The sequence below is a fragment of the Nocardiopsis sp. iso_25 genome (assembly GCF_056173305.1).
This window is the reverse complement of the sequence record NZ_CM149667.1, coordinates 2,844,223-2,861,129: the sequence shown is the minus strand read 5'-3', so window position 1 is coordinate 2,861,129 and position 16,907 is coordinate 2,844,223. Positions and strand designations below refer to the sequence as shown.

At 74.2% G+C, this 16,907-nt stretch carries 16 protein-coding genes; 4 read left to right on the top strand and 12 right to left on the bottom strand.

Going from position 1 to position 16,907, the window contains the following annotated elements; all coding sequences use genetic code 11:
• Nucleotides 1-127 precede the first annotated feature (127 nt).
• Together AC0VX6_RS12370 and AC0VX6_RS12365 are read right to left on the bottom strand one after the other, a co-directional pair.
• Nucleotides 128-361, bottom strand: a complete 234-nt coding sequence (locus AC0VX6_RS12370) for a hypothetical protein (protein ID WP_475468721.1) — start codon at nucleotides 359-361, stop codon at nucleotides 128-130.
• A 301-nt stretch (nucleotides 362-662) separates the two neighbouring features.
• Complete coding sequence (locus tag AC0VX6_RS12365) at nucleotides 663-1,256, bottom strand: TetR/AcrR family transcriptional regulator (protein WP_274977664.1); 594 nt, start codon at nucleotides 1,254-1,256, stop codon at nucleotides 663-665.
• Nucleotides 1,257-1,321: 65 nt separating this feature from the next.
• On the opposite strand from AC0VX6_RS12365, the gene AC0VX6_RS12360 reads away from it, so the two are divergent.
• Nucleotides 1,322-2,512, top strand: coding sequence for an MFS transporter (locus AC0VX6_RS12360; RefSeq protein WP_475468719.1), 1,191 nt, complete (start codon nucleotides 1,322-1,324; stop codon nucleotides 2,510-2,512).
• 298 nt (nucleotides 2,513-2,810) lie between these two features.
• Here the strand turns inward: AC0VX6_RS12360 and AC0VX6_RS12355 are convergent, their stop codons facing one another.
• On the bottom strand, nucleotides 2,811-3,485 hold the full coding sequence (locus AC0VX6_RS12355) for a hemerythrin domain-containing protein (RefSeq protein ID WP_475468717.1): 675 nt from the start codon (nucleotides 3,483-3,485) through the stop codon (nucleotides 2,811-2,813).
• Between the two features lie 140 nt (nucleotides 3,486-3,625).
• Here AC0VX6_RS12355 and AC0VX6_RS12350 point away from each other — a divergent pair, with 140 nt between their 5' ends.
• The 3 genes from AC0VX6_RS12350 (at nucleotide 3,626) to AC0VX6_RS12340 (ending at nucleotide 9,258) form a co-directional block, all read left to right on the top strand.
• A complete protein-coding gene (locus AC0VX6_RS12350; RefSeq protein ID WP_475468715.1) occupies nucleotides 3,626-6,274 on the top strand; it encodes an AfsR/SARP family transcriptional regulator in 2,649 nt (882 codons plus the stop codon).
• 101 nt (nucleotides 6,275-6,375) lie between these two features.
• Nucleotides 6,376-7,227: an LLM class flavin-dependent oxidoreductase gene (locus AC0VX6_RS12345; RefSeq protein ID WP_475483719.1), complete on the top strand. Its 852-nt coding sequence runs from the start codon at nucleotides 6,376-6,378 to the stop codon at nucleotides 7,225-7,227.
• Nucleotides 7,228-7,629: 402 nt separating this feature from the next.
• A complete protein-coding gene (locus tag AC0VX6_RS12340; RefSeq protein WP_475468711.1) occupies nucleotides 7,630-9,258 on the top strand; it encodes an alpha/beta hydrolase in 1,629 nt (542 codons plus the stop codon).
• 286 nt (nucleotides 9,259-9,544) lie between these two features.
• Here AC0VX6_RS12340 and AC0VX6_RS12335 read toward each other — a convergent pair whose 3' ends face one another.
• The 9 genes from AC0VX6_RS12335 to AC0VX6_RS12295 form a co-directional block, all read right to left on the bottom strand.
• Nucleotides 9,545-10,942 (bottom strand): hypothetical protein, encoded by a 1,398-nt coding sequence (locus tag AC0VX6_RS12335; protein ID WP_274977658.1) that lies wholly within the window; start codon nucleotides 10,940-10,942, stop codon nucleotides 9,545-9,547.
• Nucleotides 10,939-11,652: a class I SAM-dependent methyltransferase gene (locus tag AC0VX6_RS12330; protein WP_475468709.1), complete on the bottom strand. Its 714-nt coding sequence runs from the start codon at nucleotides 11,650-11,652 to the stop codon at nucleotides 10,939-10,941. Before AC0VX6_RS12330 ends, AC0VX6_RS12335 begins: the two co-directional genes overlap by 4 nt.
• Nucleotides 11,649-12,317 carry a TIGR04282 family arsenosugar biosynthesis glycosyltransferase gene (locus tag AC0VX6_RS12325; RefSeq protein ID WP_475468707.1) on the bottom strand — a complete coding sequence of 223 codons (669 nt, stop codon included), beginning with the start codon at nucleotides 12,315-12,317 and terminating at the stop codon, nucleotides 11,649-11,651. Before AC0VX6_RS12325 ends, AC0VX6_RS12330 begins: the two co-directional genes overlap by 4 nt.
• Nucleotides 12,314-13,084 (bottom strand): glycosyltransferase family 2 protein, encoded by a 771-nt coding sequence (locus AC0VX6_RS12320; RefSeq protein WP_274977655.1) that lies wholly within the window; start codon nucleotides 13,082-13,084, stop codon nucleotides 12,314-12,316. The genes AC0VX6_RS12325 and AC0VX6_RS12320 overlap by 4 nt, the downstream gene beginning before the upstream one ends.
• 18 nt (nucleotides 13,085-13,102) lie before the next feature.
• Nucleotides 13,103-14,224 (bottom strand): NAD-dependent epimerase/dehydratase family protein, encoded by a 1,122-nt coding sequence (locus AC0VX6_RS12315; RefSeq protein ID WP_274977654.1) that lies wholly within the window; start codon nucleotides 14,222-14,224, stop codon nucleotides 13,103-13,105.
• A gap of 97 nt (nucleotides 14,225-14,321) precedes the next feature.
• On the bottom strand, nucleotides 14,322-14,966 hold the full coding sequence (locus AC0VX6_RS12310; protein ID WP_475468704.1) for a vitamin K epoxide reductase family protein: 645 nt from the start codon (nucleotides 14,964-14,966) through the stop codon (nucleotides 14,322-14,324).
• Entirely contained in the window at nucleotides 14,963-15,649 is a 687-nt protein-coding gene (locus AC0VX6_RS12305; RefSeq protein ID WP_274977652.1) for a DsbA family protein, read from the bottom strand. The genes AC0VX6_RS12310 and AC0VX6_RS12305 overlap by 4 nt, the downstream gene beginning before the upstream one ends.
• 128 nt (nucleotides 15,650-15,777) lie before the next feature.
• Nucleotides 15,778-16,215, bottom strand: coding sequence for a hypothetical protein (locus AC0VX6_RS12300; RefSeq protein WP_274977651.1), 438 nt, complete (start codon nucleotides 16,213-16,215; stop codon nucleotides 15,778-15,780).
• Nucleotides 16,216-16,541: 326 nt separating this feature from the next.
• Nucleotides 16,542-16,901: an ArsR/SmtB family transcription factor gene (locus AC0VX6_RS12295; RefSeq protein ID WP_013152750.1), complete on the bottom strand. Its 360-nt coding sequence runs from the start codon at nucleotides 16,899-16,901 to the stop codon at nucleotides 16,542-16,544.
• Nucleotides 16,902-16,907 lie beyond the last annotated feature (6 nt).

Genomic DNA, 16,907 nt, shown 5'->3' with positions numbered 1-16,907 from the left:
AGCCGAAGAGGACCGCGGGCGATGACGTCAGACACCGGCGCTTTGGGCAGGCCGGTGACCGACGGCGCGCGGACACGGGGCGACCGTCATGCGGAGAAGAGAAGACGCCTCGACCGAGGCGGGAGGGTCAGCTGCGTCCGGGCGGGCAGGAGCTGAGTTCGCCGTGGGCGTTGGTACCCCACGAGGTGGAGTAGCCGTTGGTGCCCAGGGGGCGGGGGTTACGCACGGGCAGCTTGTGTCGTTCGGCGAAGCGCGAACGGCCGACGCGGGCGTGGACGTCCAGGGCGCGGAAGTGGGCGCCTTCGAGGAGGACGGGCGTGTGACGACGCGGCGGGGGCGCCGTGGCCGCTGTCCGGGACATCACAGCACCTCCCCTCACGCCTTGTCTGGTCACAGCGGCTGCCACCGTACCAGCTGCTGCTTCAGGCGGGCCAGACGAGGACGCCGCGCACTGGATGTGAACAGGATCTCAGTATGTTCTGGTTTCGACCGACCGGCCCTCCGGGAGCCCCGGGAGGGCGCGGGCGCACCAATCGGCTCCGGGCAGTCGGGCGGACCCCCTCCCCCGTCCCCTCCGGCGGGTGCGCGGGCGGGGCTCAGAACGCGAGGACGGGTGCGCGGGCCGGGCACCCAGCGATCCGCCGGGTGCCGGGCCTCCCGCCTCACCCGCCGGATCGCGCCGCGGCCACGCGGGAGTCGACCCAGGCGCACAGGTCCTCCAGGGCGGCCTCGGTCCGCTCCCGGTCACCGGTCATGAGGTAGTCGGTCTCCAGTCCGGCGAAGGCGGCGTTGAGCACGGTGGCGTGCACGAGGGCCGCCTTCGGGTCCAGGCCGCGCGCGGCCAGGCACGCCGCGACGAACTCCGCGCGCCTGCGGGCGAAGCCCGGCACCGGGCACGGGAGCCTGCCGCTGGCGGCCAGGCCCTCGATCTCGCGGATCAGGCGGGTCGTGGCCACCTCACCGGAGCCGAGGTTGCGCTTCCACGTGGAGCGGACGATGGCGCCGACCGGCACGGAGGGGTCCTCCCAACCGGGGGTGGCGCGCAGGGCCTCGTGCTGCTGCTCGTCCAGCCGTTCCAGCACGGCGGCGACGAGGGCGTCCTTGTCCGCGAAGTGGTGGGTGAGCACACGGGTGCTCTGCCCGAGCCCCTCGGCCAGGGCACGCAGCGAAAAGTTACCGATGCCCGTGCGGGAGAGCTGGCCGATCACCGCGTCGACGACGTCCCGGCGACGGCGCGGGTCCGCGATCCGTGGCATGGTGCCCCACCTCCGGAAGGCCACTTTGGCACACGGATAAGGGAAACACTTGTTACCTTTATCCCATGAGTGGTTTCCAACGGCCTCCCCTGTGGCTCCTCGCCCTGGCACTGGCCGCCTTCGCGGTCCAGACGGACGACTTCATCATCATCGGCGTGCTCCCCTCGATCGCCTCCGACGTGGACGTGTCGGAGGCCGCGGCCGGACAGCTCGTCACCGTCTACTCCCTCGTCTACGCGCTCACCGCGCCCCTGTGGGCGGTCCTGTTCGCCCGGATCTCGCGCAGACGGGCCCTGTTCTGGGCCCTGGCCGTGTTCACCGCCGCCAACGCCGCCGTGCCGCTCGTCGACGGCTACCTCCCGCTCGTGGCCCTGCGGGTCGTGGCGGCGCTGGCGGCGGCGGTGGTCCTGCCCGCCTCCCTGGCGATCGCGAGCACACAGGCCCCGCCCGAGCACAGGGGCCGCTACCTGGCCACCGTCATGACGGGCCTGACCGGCGCCATCCTGATCGGCGTCCCCCTCGGGACGTGGATCGGCGCCCTGCTGGGCTGGCAGGCGACCTTCGTGTTCGGCGGGCTCCTGGGACTGGGCTCCCTCGCTCTCGCCGCCCGCGTCCTGCCCGCCGGGTCGGAGGGCACCGACGAGGAGCCCCAGGCCCTGGCGGACCTCGTCCGCCCGCTGGTCGACCGGACCGTGGCCGTCGTCCTCGCGATCACCGTCCTGACCGTGGCCGGGAACCTGGCCTTCCAGACCTACGTCGCGGTCGCCCTCTCCGGGCTCTCCGGTGTCACCCCCGCCCTGCTGGCGGTGCTGCTGGTGTGCTCCGGCGTCGGTGGCCTGCTCGGCACGCAGGCGTCGGGCCGCCTGGTGGACCGCCTCGGACCGCTGCGCGCCTTCCTGTGCGCCGTCGTGCTCTTCTGCCTGACAATGTCCGCCATGGCCCTGCTGTGGCTGGTGGCCCCGGTGCCCGTGTGGGCGGTGGTGCCCCTGCTCATGGCCTGGTCAGCCGCCGCGTGGGCGGTGCCGCCGAGCCTGCAGACGCTCATGCTCGACCGGGCGGGTACACGCGCCGCCTCGCAGGCCATGGCGGTGCACAGCAGTTCGGTGTACGTCGGGGCGGCCCTGGGCGGAGTCCTCGGCGGCGCGGCGGTCGCCATGAGCCCCGGCCTGGTCCCGGCGGCCGCGGCGGCGGCCGCCGGGTTCGGTCTCGGGCTCAGCGCGCTGATCCGCCGCGCCCCCGCCAGAGCCGACGCCTGACCCCCGGGGGGTACGGAGGGCCTCATCCCGCTGGCCGAACCCCAGCGCCGGTTCGCCTACGACCGGCTGCCCGCACGGCCCTACCACCACGACAGCGGATGGACCGTCGAAGGCGCCACCGCACTCCTCGCCCGAAGACTCGCAGTCCACCGGCCCGGGGATCGGGAGGAGGAGTCCTTCGCCCGCGGTGGCGCGGCACGGCTCATCCTGATCGCCTGCGGCGGACGGTTCGACGAGTGGACCGGGTACTACCGCGACAGCGTGGTGATCACGGCCGCGGCTCGCGCGTGAGCGGGGATCAGAGATCTGAACCCGGGCTCGCGGCGGCCAGGCGCTGACGGTGGTTGCGATGGAGACGTGCCCCGATCGGGCGACCGGCATGCCAGACGACCGCGGGGACGGCGGCGCGCAGGAGCTGGGTCTGCTCCTCGCTCGCCCCGTGCAGGGCCATGCCCAGCATCAGCAGACGCCGAGCGAAGGTCACCTTGCCGAAGGACGCCTCGACGGTCGCCTTCCACTCGCGTTCGGTCAGGTAGCGATCGATGAGCGGCAGGATCCGCTCCTCCTCCAGCGCCAGGTGCTCGTACAGCGCCGGCAACAGACGCTCCGCGACGGCGGCGACAGCATCCCGGTCGGTGGCGTCGGCGGAGGCCTGCCAACGCCGACTGCCCGCGGCGAGCGCCTCCAGCTCGCTGTCGATGAAGGCGTGCTGCCGGTCCATCGTCTCGACGAGGGGCTCGACGTCGGCGGGGCAACGCTCCCGCAGCCGGGGCCACACATGGTCGTCCTCGCTGGTGTGGTGGGCGTGCAGGAAGTCGACCATCATCAGGACGTGGCGGGCGACGACGGTGGTGCCGTCCGCGTCACGCGCCGACACGCCGGCGACCAGCGCGGGCAGAGCGGCGAACTCCCGCCGCATGGCGTCGTGCGCGCCGATCATGTCGCGGCTGTCGGCCATCTTCTCGTTGTGCATGGAAGCAGCTTCGGGGCTGTACCTTGCAAGCCGCCTACAGCACGGATACGGCGGCCGCCGCGCCGTTTGCCGCCGTAGGTGGCATGGGCTTACATGGTGCGGTGCTGACATTCTCGGTGCTGGGTCCGTTCGAGGTTCGCGTGGGAGATCAGCCGGTCCACGTCGGGGGCCGGCTGCCCCGCAGGCTGCTGGCGATCCTGATCGCCGCGGAAGGGCGTCCGGTCCGGGATGACAGCCTGGCCGAAGGAGTGTGGGGTGACCGCCAGCCACGCGATCCGGCGGGCGCACTGCAGGTGTACGTCTCCCGGCTGCGCCGGGTGCTGCCGGGCACGGCGTTGCAGCGGTCCCCTGGTGGCTATCGGCTTCTTGCCGCCGACACCGACGTCGAACGGTTCCGCGGCCACCTCGTCCGCGCCCGCGCGTTGGCGGCCGGCGACCGCCACGCCGACGCGCACGAGGCCTTCGACACGGCGCTGCGGTTGTGGCGCGGGACACCCTACGAGGATCTGGCCGACGACGAGTCGACGGCCGCGATCCGTGCCGCCCTGGTGGAACAGCGCGACAGCACCCAGGAGGAGGGCGCTGCGGCGCTGCTGGCCGCCGGCGACCACGCCGGTGCGGCGGAAAGGCTCGAACTGCTGGTGCACGCCGAGCCGTACCGCGAACGCCGATGGCAGTTGCTGGCCCTGGCGCTCTACCGCTCGGGACGCCAGGCCGACGCCCTGAACGCGGTGCGCCGGGTCCGGACCCTGCTGGCCGAGGAACTGGGTGTCGACCCCGGACCGGAGTTGCGGCAGCTCGAAGCCCGCATCCTGTCACAGGACCCGGCCCTGGCGGCCGTCGGCGTCGGGGCCGCGACGCCCGGTGACCGGCCGCTGTCGTCGTTCATCGGCCGCGACGCCGATCTGGCCGTGCTGGACCGTCTCGTCGGCATGCACCGGCTCGTCACCGTCGTCGGGCCCGCCGGGTCGGGCAAGACCCGCCTGGCCGTGGAGTGGGCGGGGCGGGACGCCGTCGTCCGGCTCGCCGATGTGGCCGACCCCGCCCACCTGGTCTCGGCGGTCGCCGCGGCGGTCGACGTCACCGGGTTCGCCGGGGACCCGTACGAGGCACTCGTCAAGCGGCTGCGTCTGCTCGGGAAACCCCTGGTGCTCGACAACTGCGAGCACCTCGTCGGCGAGGTGGCCCGGCTCGTCATCGACCTGCTCGACCGGATTCCCGCGTTGCGGGTGGTGGCCACCAGCCGCGGACCGCTCGGCGTCGACGGCGAGCACAGTCTCCCGCTCGGGCCGCTGGCCGCGGACGACGCCGTGGCGCTGCTGGCCGACCGCATCCGCGCGGGCCGGCCCGGCTGGGTCGAGCAGGACGCCGACCGCCGTGACCTGCGCCGCCTCGCCGACGCGCTGGACCGTCTGCCGCTGGCCCTGGAGCTGGGGGCGGCGCGGGTGCGGACCTTCGGCGTACGGGGGCTGATCGAGCACCTGAACGACCGTTTCACCGTGCTGGGCCGGATCCCGCGCGGCACGATGACCTCGCACGCGACGTTGCAGGAGGCCGTCGCCTGGAGTTTCGCTCTCCTCTCCGGCGACGAACGTGATCTCGCGGTGCGGCTCTGGCCCTACGAGGGTGGTTTTCCCGTGGAGGCCGCGGCCTCCGCTGCCGCCCGGCTCGACGCGCTCGTCTCGCTGGTCGACCAGTCCGTGGTCACCGCCGAGACCGGCGGCGGCACGGCGCGGTACCGGATGCTGGAGACGATCCGGGCGTACTGCCGGTCCGTGGACGAGGATCCGGCGGCGAGCCGGGCCGCCCATGCCGTCTGGGTTCGCGAGCTGGCCGCCCGGGCCGCGGGCGATCTGCAGGGCGTGCGGTCAGCGAGCACGATGGCGGCGCTGCGTCTGGAGTTGCCGAACCTGCGCGCAGGGCTCGCGCACGACCTGACGCACGCCCCGGTCGAGGCGTTGCGTACGGCCGCGCGGCTCATGTGGTTCTGGATCCGCAGCGGCCTGCTCGACGAGGGCAACCGGATGCTGACCGCAGCCCTGGCCGCCGCGCCGGACGCCCCGCTCGGTGACTCCGTGCGGGCCAAGACCTCGTCGGCCGGACTGTTCTACTTCACCGGCGACGTCACCACGGCACGGCGCATGCTGTCCGAGGCGCTCCTGGAGGTGGGCTCGGAACCGGGGCATCGCGGCCTGCTCGCCGAGGTCCGCTACTACCAGGCTCTGGTCCAGCTGCCGGGAGGCGACCCGGCGATCGCGCTGACCGCGTCGGCCGAGGCGCACGCCATCGCCACCGAGACGCAGACCACCTGGCTGATCGCGGCCACCTCCATGGCGTGGGGCGCCGCCCTCGTCATGGCCGGCCGGATCGCCGACGGCCAGCACCGGCTGCGTGCTGCCGTGCGGCTGGCCGACGCCTCCGGGCTGGTCTGGACGGCCGCGCTCAGCGAGCTGATGCTGGCCCAGACCCTGGTCGAGGCGGGGAACAGCGAAGCGCTGCCCCTGCTGCGGACCTCGCTGCGGCGCTTCCTCGACGAAGGCGACCTGAGCAACCAGCTGGCCGTGCTGCACAACGGGGCCCTGGCCTTGGAGGCGGCCGGCGACGCGGCCGGCGCCGCGCTGCTCCGCGACGTCGTCCATTTCCACCAGGCGCGCAGCGGTATCCGACCGACCGGCACCTACCTCCAGTCGGTCATACCGCACGGCTGGTACGAAGGCGCCCCTCCCGCACAGCCGCCGACATTCGACGACGCCGTCGCCGTCCTGTCCGCCCCGGTGCGCACTGTCTGACGGTTGCAACCCGGGTGTAGGGGTGCCTGGCCAGGATCACGGGGCGGGCCGGTCCACGGCCCGTGCAACGTCGACACCCGTACCAGCTAAGGACCGTCTTCATGCGCATCGGCATCGGACTACCCAACCAGGTCCGCGACGTCCACGCCCCAGTGATTCCCGCCTGGGCCCGCAGAGCGGAGGAAGCGGGCTTCGCCACCCTGGGCACCACCGGCCGAGTCGCCTATCCGGGCGTGATGGACACCGTCGCCCTGGCCGCGGCCGCCGGGGCCACCACCACGATCGGGCTGATGAGCCAGGTACTGCTGGCGACCACCTGGCCGGGCGCGCTGCTGGCCAAGGAGGCGGCGTCGATCGACGGAGTCTCCGGCGGTCGGCTGATCCTCGGCATCGGGGTGGGCATCCGCGAGGACGACTTCGTCGTGCCCGGGCACGGACCCCGGGGCCGGGGCGCCCGGATGGACCGCGACCTGGCGACCTATCGGTCGGTCTGGGCCGGTGAGCCCCTCTCGGGAAGCACGAATCCGGCGGTTCCGGCCGGAGCACGGCAGGTGCCGCTGCTGTTCGGCGCCAATACCCCGGCCGCCTACCGCCGGATGGCCGAGTCGTCGGACGGCTACATAGCCGGGTCAGTGCCGGCGAACCTGGCGTCCGGCGCTTTCGACGCCGCCCGTGCCGCCTGGCAGGCGGCCGGGCGGCCGGGACGGCCTCGGCTGGTCGCCCTCAACTACTTCGCGCTGGGCGATCCCGACCGCGGTCGGGCCAACATCGCCGATTACTACGCCGCTATCGGCGAATACCAGGACATAGTCGTCGACAACGTGCACACCGACGCGGAATCGCTGCGCGACGCCGTCAAGCAGTTCGAGGCCCTGGGGGCCGACGAACTGATCCTGGGCCCGGGAACCGACGACCTCGACGAGGTCACCCGCCTGGCCGACATAGTGCTCTGACTCCAAGCACGCCTTCTCCCGGCGGGCCCTGGCTGGGGTGGCCGGGGCCCGAGTGCGCTCCGCTCCTGGTGGGGCGCGTGTCGCTCCCGTTCGCGTATGCGGTGGACGACCGAGCGGACCACCTCTGCTCCCCGGAGACCACCACCTCCGGTCGGTCCCGCGCGCGGCGCCCGGACCTCCGTCACGGAACGACACCACCCACGAACGACGTGTGTCTGTCACGGCTTTTCCGTGAGGTTCGCACCGCCAACGCATGACACGGTGTCACTGGTGGACTCAGCGGAGTGACAGCAGGCTGGACGCGTGCCTCCGGCGACGGCGGTCACGGCCCTCCCGCGACGGACGGCGGGGCGCCGTGCCCGACGGAGCGCCGGTGAAATCGACATCCAGGAGGCTGGAGACATGGGACGAAGGCGGAGCGCGGGCCGAAGTCTGCCCCCGGTGGTGGTGGCGATGGGCCTCGTGGGCTCACTGGTCGCCCCGGTGTCAGCCGCGGCCGACGAGCGGAGCGGGGCGCCGACGACGGATCTGGCGTGGGGAGCCTGCCCCGAGGACGTCCCGGACGCGACGCAGGTGCTGGAGTGCGCCACCGTGCCGGTGCCCGTGGACTACGACGACCCCGACGGCGACCGGATCGAGATCATGGTGTCGCGGCTGGCCAGCACGGACCCGGAGCAGAGGCGCGGCGTGCTGCTGCTCAACCCCGGCGGCCCGGGCGGGTCCGGGCTGTCGATGCCCGCGGATCTGGCCTCCCTGGGCATGCCCGCCAGCGTCCTGAACAGCTACGACCTGATCGGCATGGACACCCGCGGGGTCGGGCACTCCTCGGCGGTGAGCTGCGGCTTCACCACCGACCAGGAGTACTTCGGCAACATCCCGCCCTACGCCGTCGACGAGGCGGCGGTCACCGAACAGGCCGCGGTCGCCGAGGGGGTCGCCGACCAGTGCGCGCAGAGCGACGAGAACGGGCTGATGAGCCACATCTCGACGGCGAACATGGCCCGCGACCTGGACCGGATCCGGGCCGCCCTCGGCGAGGAGAAGGCCAGCTTCTTCGGGCTGTCCTACGGGTCGGCGCTGGGCGCCGCCTACGCCTCGATGTTCCCCGGGAGCACCGACCGGATCATCCTCGACAGCAACGTCGGTGACACCCACCTCGACTACGACGGCATGCGCAGGTACGCCCTGGGCTTCGAGGAGACCTTCCCCGACTTCGCCGCCTGGGTGGCGGAGCGCGACGGCAGCTACGGCCTGGGCAGTTCGCCGGAACAGGTCCGGGAGACGTACTTCGAGACCGCCGAGCGGCTCGACGAGGAGGGTCCGGTGGCCGGTGTCAACGGCCACGTCTTCCGGCTGGCCGTCTTCGTAGGGCTCTACAACGAGCGCAGCTACGGGCGGACTGCACAGCTGTGGCAGTCGGTGCGCCTCGCGGACGAGGAGGCGGTGCGACGGCACATGGAGGAGAACGGGCTCGGCGGCGTGCCGGTCGGCGGTGCCGGGGCGGCGACGGGAGAGCTGTGGCCCTCCGACAACGCGTGGTCGGTGTTCCTCGCCACGACCTGCAACGACGTCGAGTGGTCCGAGGACCTGGCGACCTACCAGCAGGGCGTGGCCGAGGACCGGGAGAAGTACCCGATGTACGGCGCGGCCAGCGCCAACATCATGCCCTGCGCCTACTGGAACGACGCTCCGTCCGAGCCCGCCGTGGAGATCACCGGTGAGGGCCCGGACAACGTCCTCATCATGCAGAACCTGCGCGACCCGGCCACACCGCACCTGGGCGGCGTGCTGCTGGACGAGAAGTTCGGCCAGCGCTCCCGCCTGGTGAGCGTCGACGACAGCGGTCACGGCGCATACGTCTACGGCGACAACCCCTGCGCCTGGGACGTGGCCACGAGCTACCTGGTCGACGGCGAGTTCCCCGAACAGGACGTCTCCTGTGAGGCGTCCGGGGCCTCCGGCCTGGAGTTGGACGAGGAGGCCCAGCGGTCGCGGACCGAGACCCTCGACCAGCTCCAGGACACCGCCTGAGCACACGGTCGGGGACGATCGCCACTCCTGAGCGCTGAGGGGCGGGACGGCACAGCTCGTCCCGCCCCTCAGCGTCCCCACGGCCGCTCGCGCCCGGAGACGCCCGGCGTGCGCCCGGTGCCCTCCGGCTTCATCCGCCCACGCCCGGTCGCGCCCGGAAACACTCGGCGCGCCACGGTCGCGGACTCCCCCGGCCGCGCCGCGGGCGGGCTCCTTCGCTGCCCGCGCGGACGCCGGGGCCTCGGGCACCAGGGCTTGGGACACCGGCCCCGGGGAGCGCCCGGGTTCACCAACCGGTGAGCAGCAGGTGGTTGACCGCGAGCGCCGTGGCCGCCTGGACGGCCAGCCAGGCCCTGTGGTGGCGGTCCGGCAGGAGGGCGGCGGCCGGGACGAGCCACAGCACGAACGGCAGCCAGATGCGTTCGGTCTCGCCCTTGCTCATCCCCGACAGGGTGGCGGCCGCGACCGCGCACAGGGCGGCGGCCACCAGCATGGCCGCCGTGGCCTCCTCCCGGGACGGCGCCCGCCGCAGGCCGCGCACCGCCCCGGGCAGGCGCGCCAGGGCCCGCCGCAGGCCCGCCGCCGTCGCGGCTCCGGTCGTCAGGCACGCCACGGCCAGGTTCGCCCAGACCCAGTAGCCGTAGGGCCGCACCGACGCGAACCCCTGGTAGTAGCGCTCCACGAGCAGCTGGTAGCCCTCCCACCAGTGGAAACCGGCCGCGGTGAAGGCCGCGGCGACGGCCAGGGCGCCCAGCAGCGCGTAGGGCAGGGGGCGCGCGGTCCGCGCGCACAGGAGCACCGCCACGGCCGGGAGCCCGATGAGGACGAGCCCGTAGGACAGGTACACCGACCACCCCAGGAGCAGACCGGCCGCCAGCGCGGTGGCGCGCGGCGCACGCGCGTCGGGGGCCGCAGACACAGCGAGCAGGGCCAGGCCCCACGCGGTGACCGCCGCGAAGTACCCGTCCGCCGACGTGCCCACCCACACCGCGGCGGGCAGCAGCACGAGGAACGGGGCCGCCCGGCGCGCCGTCGGCTCCGCGCCGAGCGCGCGCATCGCGACCAGGACCGCGGCGGCGGCCGAGCCGCCGACCACGACGCACCACAGCCCGGCCCACGCCCCGCCGCCCAGGCCGATCCGGTCCAGCGCGACGAAGGTCAGGACGGCGCCCGGGGGGTGTCCGGCCACGTGCGTGGGCCAGTTGTCCGGCTGCCCGATGAGGATGTGCCGGGTGAACGTGCTCAGCGCCGCGCCCACGTCCTCGAAGCGGTCGACCGAGGACAGGTACTCGTGGGGCGACAGCATGCGGCCGACGATCCCGCGCCGCCACCCGTCGACCAGCGCGAGCGCGGTGGTCCAGAGCGCGGACGCGGCCCAGACCGCCCACACCAGGGCGCGCCAGGGCAGAGCGCGCGCCGCCGCGGGCCCGCAGGCCGCCACCACCGCGGCCAGGGCCAGGGCGGGGACCGTGCCGGGCCCCGTGTGGGGGAACCAGGACGCGTACAGCGGCGGCCAGTCCACGTGCAGGACGCCGTGGGCGCGCTCGATCCGGGTGCCGATGACGGCGGCAGCCGTGAAGAGGAGCGCGGCCAGGGCCGCCACGGCCAGGTCGGCGCGCGCTCCCGTCCGGGCGGCGCCGACCGCGCTCCGGACGTCGCGCTGGTGGAGTCCGGGCCGCGTCACGCCGTCACCGCGGGGCGGACGGGCCCCGGCGCCGGGTTGTCCCGCGGCGCGCGCAGCGCCGCGAACCGGCGTCCCCGCACCTGCCAGGCCTCCGACCACTCCCATCCGCTCTCCCGTGCGCACCACCGCAGGGCGCGGGGGCCGATCCGCGCCCACGGGAACGGGGAGCCCGGTTCCCCCCGGCCGTCGGTGACCTGCACCGTCACGCACTCGTGGACCTCGTGGGCGGCGGTCTCGACGATGAGCAGGCCGCCGGGCAGCACGACCTGCCGCATGCGGGCGAGCAGGTCCCCGGGAGATCCGCCGATACCGATGTTGCCGTCGACCAGCAGCGCGGTGCGCCAGCCCCCCTCGCCCGGCAGGGGGTCGAACACCGAGGCGCACACCGCACGGCCGCCCGCCTCGACCGCGCGCGACACGGCCACGGGGTTCATGTCCACGCCCAGCGCCCGGCGGCCCCGGGCGGCGAGCGCGACGACCATGCGCCCGGGCCCGCAGCCGGCGTCCAGCGTGTCGCCCTCGCAGCGCTCCAGCACGCTCTCGTCCGCGGCGTCGGTGCCCCCGCACCAGCGTTCGACGTCCAGGCGCAGCATCCACCCGTCGGGCCGTCGCAGGAAGAGGGGGCCGCGGCCGTCGGCGAGCGCCCGCGAGTAGGGGTCGCACAGCCACGGGGCCGATCTCGTGTCGATCCCGGTCTCCGTCGCGCTCACGGCCGACACCCCGCTCCGGCGAGCCGGACCGCCCTGCCGAAGCGGCTGCGGGGGACGAGCGAGGCGACCAGCGCGGCGTCGCGGGGCGTGTCCACGTCCGTGAGCACGTCCAGGTCGCCCACGCGCAGCCCGGCACCGACCAGCCGCGCGCGCTGGACGCGCCCGGTGTGATCCGTGGACATCGGCACGCCCCGCAGCAGGCGGGGGTCGGGTTCGGCCAGGCCGAGCGCCCAGAAGCCCCCGTCCTCGCTCGGGCCGAACCACGCGTCGGCGCGCTCCCAGGCGTCCGGGGCCAGGGCGGGCCCCAGGAGCTCCCTGTTCACCTGGGGGGTGTCCATGCCGATCAGCAGGGAGGGGCCCGAGCATCGGGCGAACGCGTGCGCGAGCCGTTCGTCGAGCCCGCCGCCCGACTGCGGGACCACCTCGAACCCCGGCGGGAGCCAGGGTCCGGGCCGCCCCTCCAGCACCAGGAGCCTCCTGCGGGCGGGGAGCGAGCGCACCGTGTGCAGGGTGTCCGCCAGGGCGGCCTCGGCGACCGCGGCGGCCTCCCGCGGCGAGTACTCCGGGGTCAGCCGTGTCTTGACCCGTCCGGGAACGGGTTCCTTGGCGATCACCATCAGGGTGGCCTCCCCCGCCGGGAGGTCGCGCCCGCCGTCGCCGGTCATGGCCGCCCTCCCCTCGCGCGCACGCCCTCCGGGCCCCGGGGCTCGCGCAGCACCGCCGTCATGTCGCGCACGGCGGTCCACGTGCCGCGCCACGTCCCCGTCACCTTGGAGGCCCCCGACCTGGGCAGGTAGGGGACGTCCACCTCGTCGACCCGCCACCCGGCGTCGGCGGCGCGCACGACCGTCTCCAGGGGGTAGCCCGAACGCCGGTCGGTCATCCCCAGCTTGAGCAGGTCCGTCCTGCGGGCGGCGCGCATCGGCCCGATGTCGCGCACCCGCACCCCGGTCCGCGAGCGCAGCATCCGCGCGACGACGGCGTTGCCGACCCTGGCGTGCGTCGGCCAGACCCCCCGGCGGACGGGGCGCCGCCTGCCCAGAACCAGGTCCGCCCCGCCGACCCGCACCCGTTCCACCATCTGCGGGAGCAGGGCGGGGTCCAGGGAGGCGTCGCAGTCGCAGAAGCAGACGAACTCGGCGGTCGCGGCGGACAGGCCCGCGTGGCACGCGGCGCCGAACCCCCTGCGCGGTTCGGAGACGACGAGGGCCCCCAGCTGCGCGGCGACGCCCGCCGAGCCGTCCGTTGACCCGTTGTCCACGACGATCGCCCGCCACCCCGGTGGGACGCGTTCCAACACCCAGGGCAGGGCGGACGCCTCGTCCAGACAGGGCAGCACCACGTCGACCGGTGGCGGCGGATCGCCGCCCGCCGTGTCGGGCGACGCCTGCGCCGGTTCGTCCTGGCCGTACTCGTGTGGTTCTCTGCTCACCCTGGTTACGCTACGAAGTCATGTGGACACAGGCCGGGAAAGGCGGTCGCGACACGCGGACGCCTCGGCCTCCGGCGCCGTCGAACCGGTCGAACCGCGCAGTTCGGCGCGGGCGAACTCGGCCATCCCCTCGGCGAAGCCGACCCCGGGCCGCCAGGACAGCTCCCGCCTCAGGCGGTCGGAGGAGGCGGTGATGTGCCGGACGTCGCCGAGCCGGTACTCGCCGGTGACCACGGGTTCGGGGCCGCCGTGCGCGTCCGCCAGCGCCCGGGCCATCTCACCGATGGTGTGCGGGGTCCCGCTGCCGGTGTTGAAGGCGGACAGCTCCCCCGGGGCCCTGCCCTCGACGGCCTCCAGCGCCGCCACGTTGGCCCGCGCCACGTCGCCCACGTGCACGAAGTCGCGCCGCTGGCGGCCGTCCTCGAACACGCGCGGCGCCTCGCCCCGTGCCAGCGCCGAGCGGAAGAAGGAGGCCACGCCCGCGTACGGGGTGTCGCGCGGCATCCCCGGCCCGTACACGTTGTGGTAGCGCAGCGACACCGCGCGTCCGCCGACGGAGCGGGCCCACGACGCGCACAGGTGCTCCTGCGCCAGCTTCGTGGTGGCGTAGACGTTGCGCGGGTCGCTCGGCGCGTCCTCCCCCACCAGGCCGGGCACGAGCGACGCCCCGCACCGGGGGCACGGCGGGTCGAACACCCCCGCCCGCAGGTCCGCCTCCGACCTCGGGCCGGGACGGACGTCGCCGTGCTCGGGGCACGTGTACCGCCCCTCCCCGTAGACGACCATCGAACCGGCCATCACGATGTCGCGGACGCCGGTCCGTGCCATGGCGGCCAGCAGGACCGCCGTGCCCAGGTCGTTGCAGCGGACGTAGTCGGGGGCGTCCAGGAAGTCCGCGGAGCCCAGCCCCACCATCGCCGCCTGGTGGCAGACCGCGTCCACGCCCCGTAGGGCCCGCTCGACGATCTCGCCGTCCCGGACGTCGCCCACGACGTCGACGGTTCTGTGCTCGGTGTCCCTCCCGCTGTGGGCCTGGGGCAGGTAGGCGTCGAGGGTGACCGCCTCGTGCCCGGCCAGGCGGAGTTCCTCCGCGACCCTCGATCCGATGAACCCGGCACCACCCGTGACCAGTACGCGCATGGACCCAACCTACGTTCCGTACACGCTCCGTCACGGGCACCGCCACGCACGCCGGCGCCGATTCGCCGACGTGCGCGGCGGCCCGCCGGGGGCTGGCTCACAGCAGCGTGGACCAGTAGGCCCAGAACGCCTGGGCGACGGCGCCGACGACCGCCAGCGCCCACACGGTGAGCACGACGGTGTGGTTGCGGGCCAGCAGGTCCAGGGGCCCGGCGGCCCATCCCGGCGCGGGCAGGTGCGCGGAGCGCACGTTGTGCAGTGTGACGTACCAGAAGAGCGGGATCGTCACCGCCCACACGACCAGGCAGTACGGGCACAGCGCGCCGATGCGGTACAGGCTCTGGAAAATCAGCCAGTGCACGAAGACCGCGCCGAACACCACACCCGCCTGGAGCCCGAGCCAGAACCAGCGGTCGAAGCGCGCCCCGGCGGCCAGCGCCGCGCCCACGGTGGTGACCACGGCGAAGCAGACCACTCCGATGACCGGGTTGGGCACCCCGAAGACCTCGGCCTGCGGGGTGGCCATGACGGTGCCGCAGGAGAGCACCGGGTTGAGGCTGCACGCGGGCACGTGACCGGGGTCGGCCAGCACCCGGATCCTCTCCACCAGCAGGGCCAGTGCCGCGAGCAGCCCGGCGCCGCCGCCCAGGGTGAGCAGCCAGGGCAGGGCCCGGCTGATGACGGGTGTCGCGGCACCGGGCGGGGACACCGCGGCGCGTCGGGGCTCGGTGGGGGCGTTCATTCCTCCAGCTCCCGGTCGATCATCGTCGAGAGCGTCTCGTAGCCGGGCATGCTGGGGGTGGGGCGGCCGTTGACGAAGATGGTCGGGGTGCCCCGCACGCCCAGGGCCACGCCGTCCCGGAAGTCGGACCGCACGCGCTCCAGCGTGGCGGGGTCCTCCATGGTCGCGGTGAACTCCTCCGTGTCCAGGCCCAGGTCCTCGGCGAAGCCGACGAACACCTCGGCCTTGGAGTCCCGGGACTCGCCCCACTCGGCCTGGGTCTCGTACATCCGGACGTACATCTGCTCCAGCGCGCCCTGCTGGGCTGCGGCCTCCACGGCCGCGGCGGCGGGCTCGGCGTTGGTGTGCCCGGGCATGGGGAAGTAGCGGATGACCGTGTTGATCCGCCCGTCGTAGTCCTCGCGGATACGTTCCATGACGGGGAACTGGGCGCGGCAGGCCTCGCACTCGAAGTCGAGGAACTCCACGACCGTCACCGGCGCCTCCTCCACCCGGTCGAGGTGGCGGCTGTCCTCGCGGACCAGGAGTCCGGCCGGTGCGGTGGGTGCGGCCTGCGGGTCGGCGGAGCCGTCCGTGGCCGCGGGGGCGGCGGGGCCGCCCCGGTCGTCGAGGGCGATGAGGAGGCCGAGGCCGATGACGGCGACCATGATCAGGCCGAGGGTGATGCCGAGGTTCTTGCTCATGTGGGTGTGTCCTGGGGTGCGGGGCGCGGCGGAGCGCGCCCGGGGAGACGGTCACGTGGAGGGGGCCGCGCGGGGCGCGGCCGCGCCCCTCCTCGCGCGGGACGCGGGGAGGGGCGGGTGACCGTGTCCTAGACCCGTTGGACGCAGAGCAGGGTCAGCAGCCCGTACCCGTGGGGGGCCAGGGGCGGGCGGCTGACGGGGCGCGGGGCCGGTCCCGGGCGCGGGGCCAGCAGGAGCGCGAGGACCAGGGCGACGCCGAGGGCGACGAGGAACAGGGGCGGCGCGGTGGGCAGTCCGTGCCCCTCGGTCACCTCGCACGCGTGCGCGGCCTGCGGGGCGGCGGCCGGGGCCGCGTCGGTGACCGCGGCGGCCTCCCGGGGCCGCTCCGGGCAGTCGGCCGTCGCGGCGGCGGTGGCAGCGGTGGACGCGGCGGCTGCGGTTGCGGAAACGGCCTGGGTGACCGGGCCCGTGCTGTGGCACAGCGCGCACATGAAGCACATGAGCACCAGCGCGACCAGCGGCACCGCGAGGGTGCGCTGTCGCCGCGTGGAGGTGTGCCGGTCCATGTCAGGAACTGTAGCGGTGGTGTCGCCGGGGTGTTCGGCGGCCACGGGACAGGGGAACCCCGCACCGCTGTCGGCGGACGCTGGGACACGCCGGTGCGTCAGGCGTTCCACCGGAGCCGGGCGGGCCGCCTCGGCCTCGCGGCGGCGCGGACGCCCCGGGACGGGGTTTCTGGACCAAGCTCCTATGAGGTCACGATCGCCCGGCCGGTCGCGTGTAGCGGCTCTCCCGAGCAGGCCGACGCATCACATCAAGGACAACCTGTCGGCGTCGGTCAGTCGGTGGGTCGGACCTGTTCGGACAAGCCACTCACTACACACACCCACAGTCAGTCGTGGAAGGGTTCGCCCGTCACGACGTGGTCGGCGTGGTTGAGCGCCTCCAGCACCAGGCGGCGCAGGTGGCCGTCGCGCAGCTGGTAGATGGCGTGCCGGGACTCCTTGCGGAACTCCACCAGTCCGGCCAGGCGCAGCTTGGCCAGGTGTTGGGAGACCGCGGTGCGCGACGCTCCGCAGGCCTCGGTCAGCTGGCCCACGTCCGCCTCGCCCCCGGCCAGGGTCCACAGCAGGTGCAGCCGGGTGGGGTCGGCCAGCAGGGCGAACACGCTCGCGGCCACGGCGAGCCGCTCGGGTTCGGGCGGAGCCGGGTGCACGCGGCTGGGGACGGCCTGCTCGTCGCTGGTGCGCATGTGCGC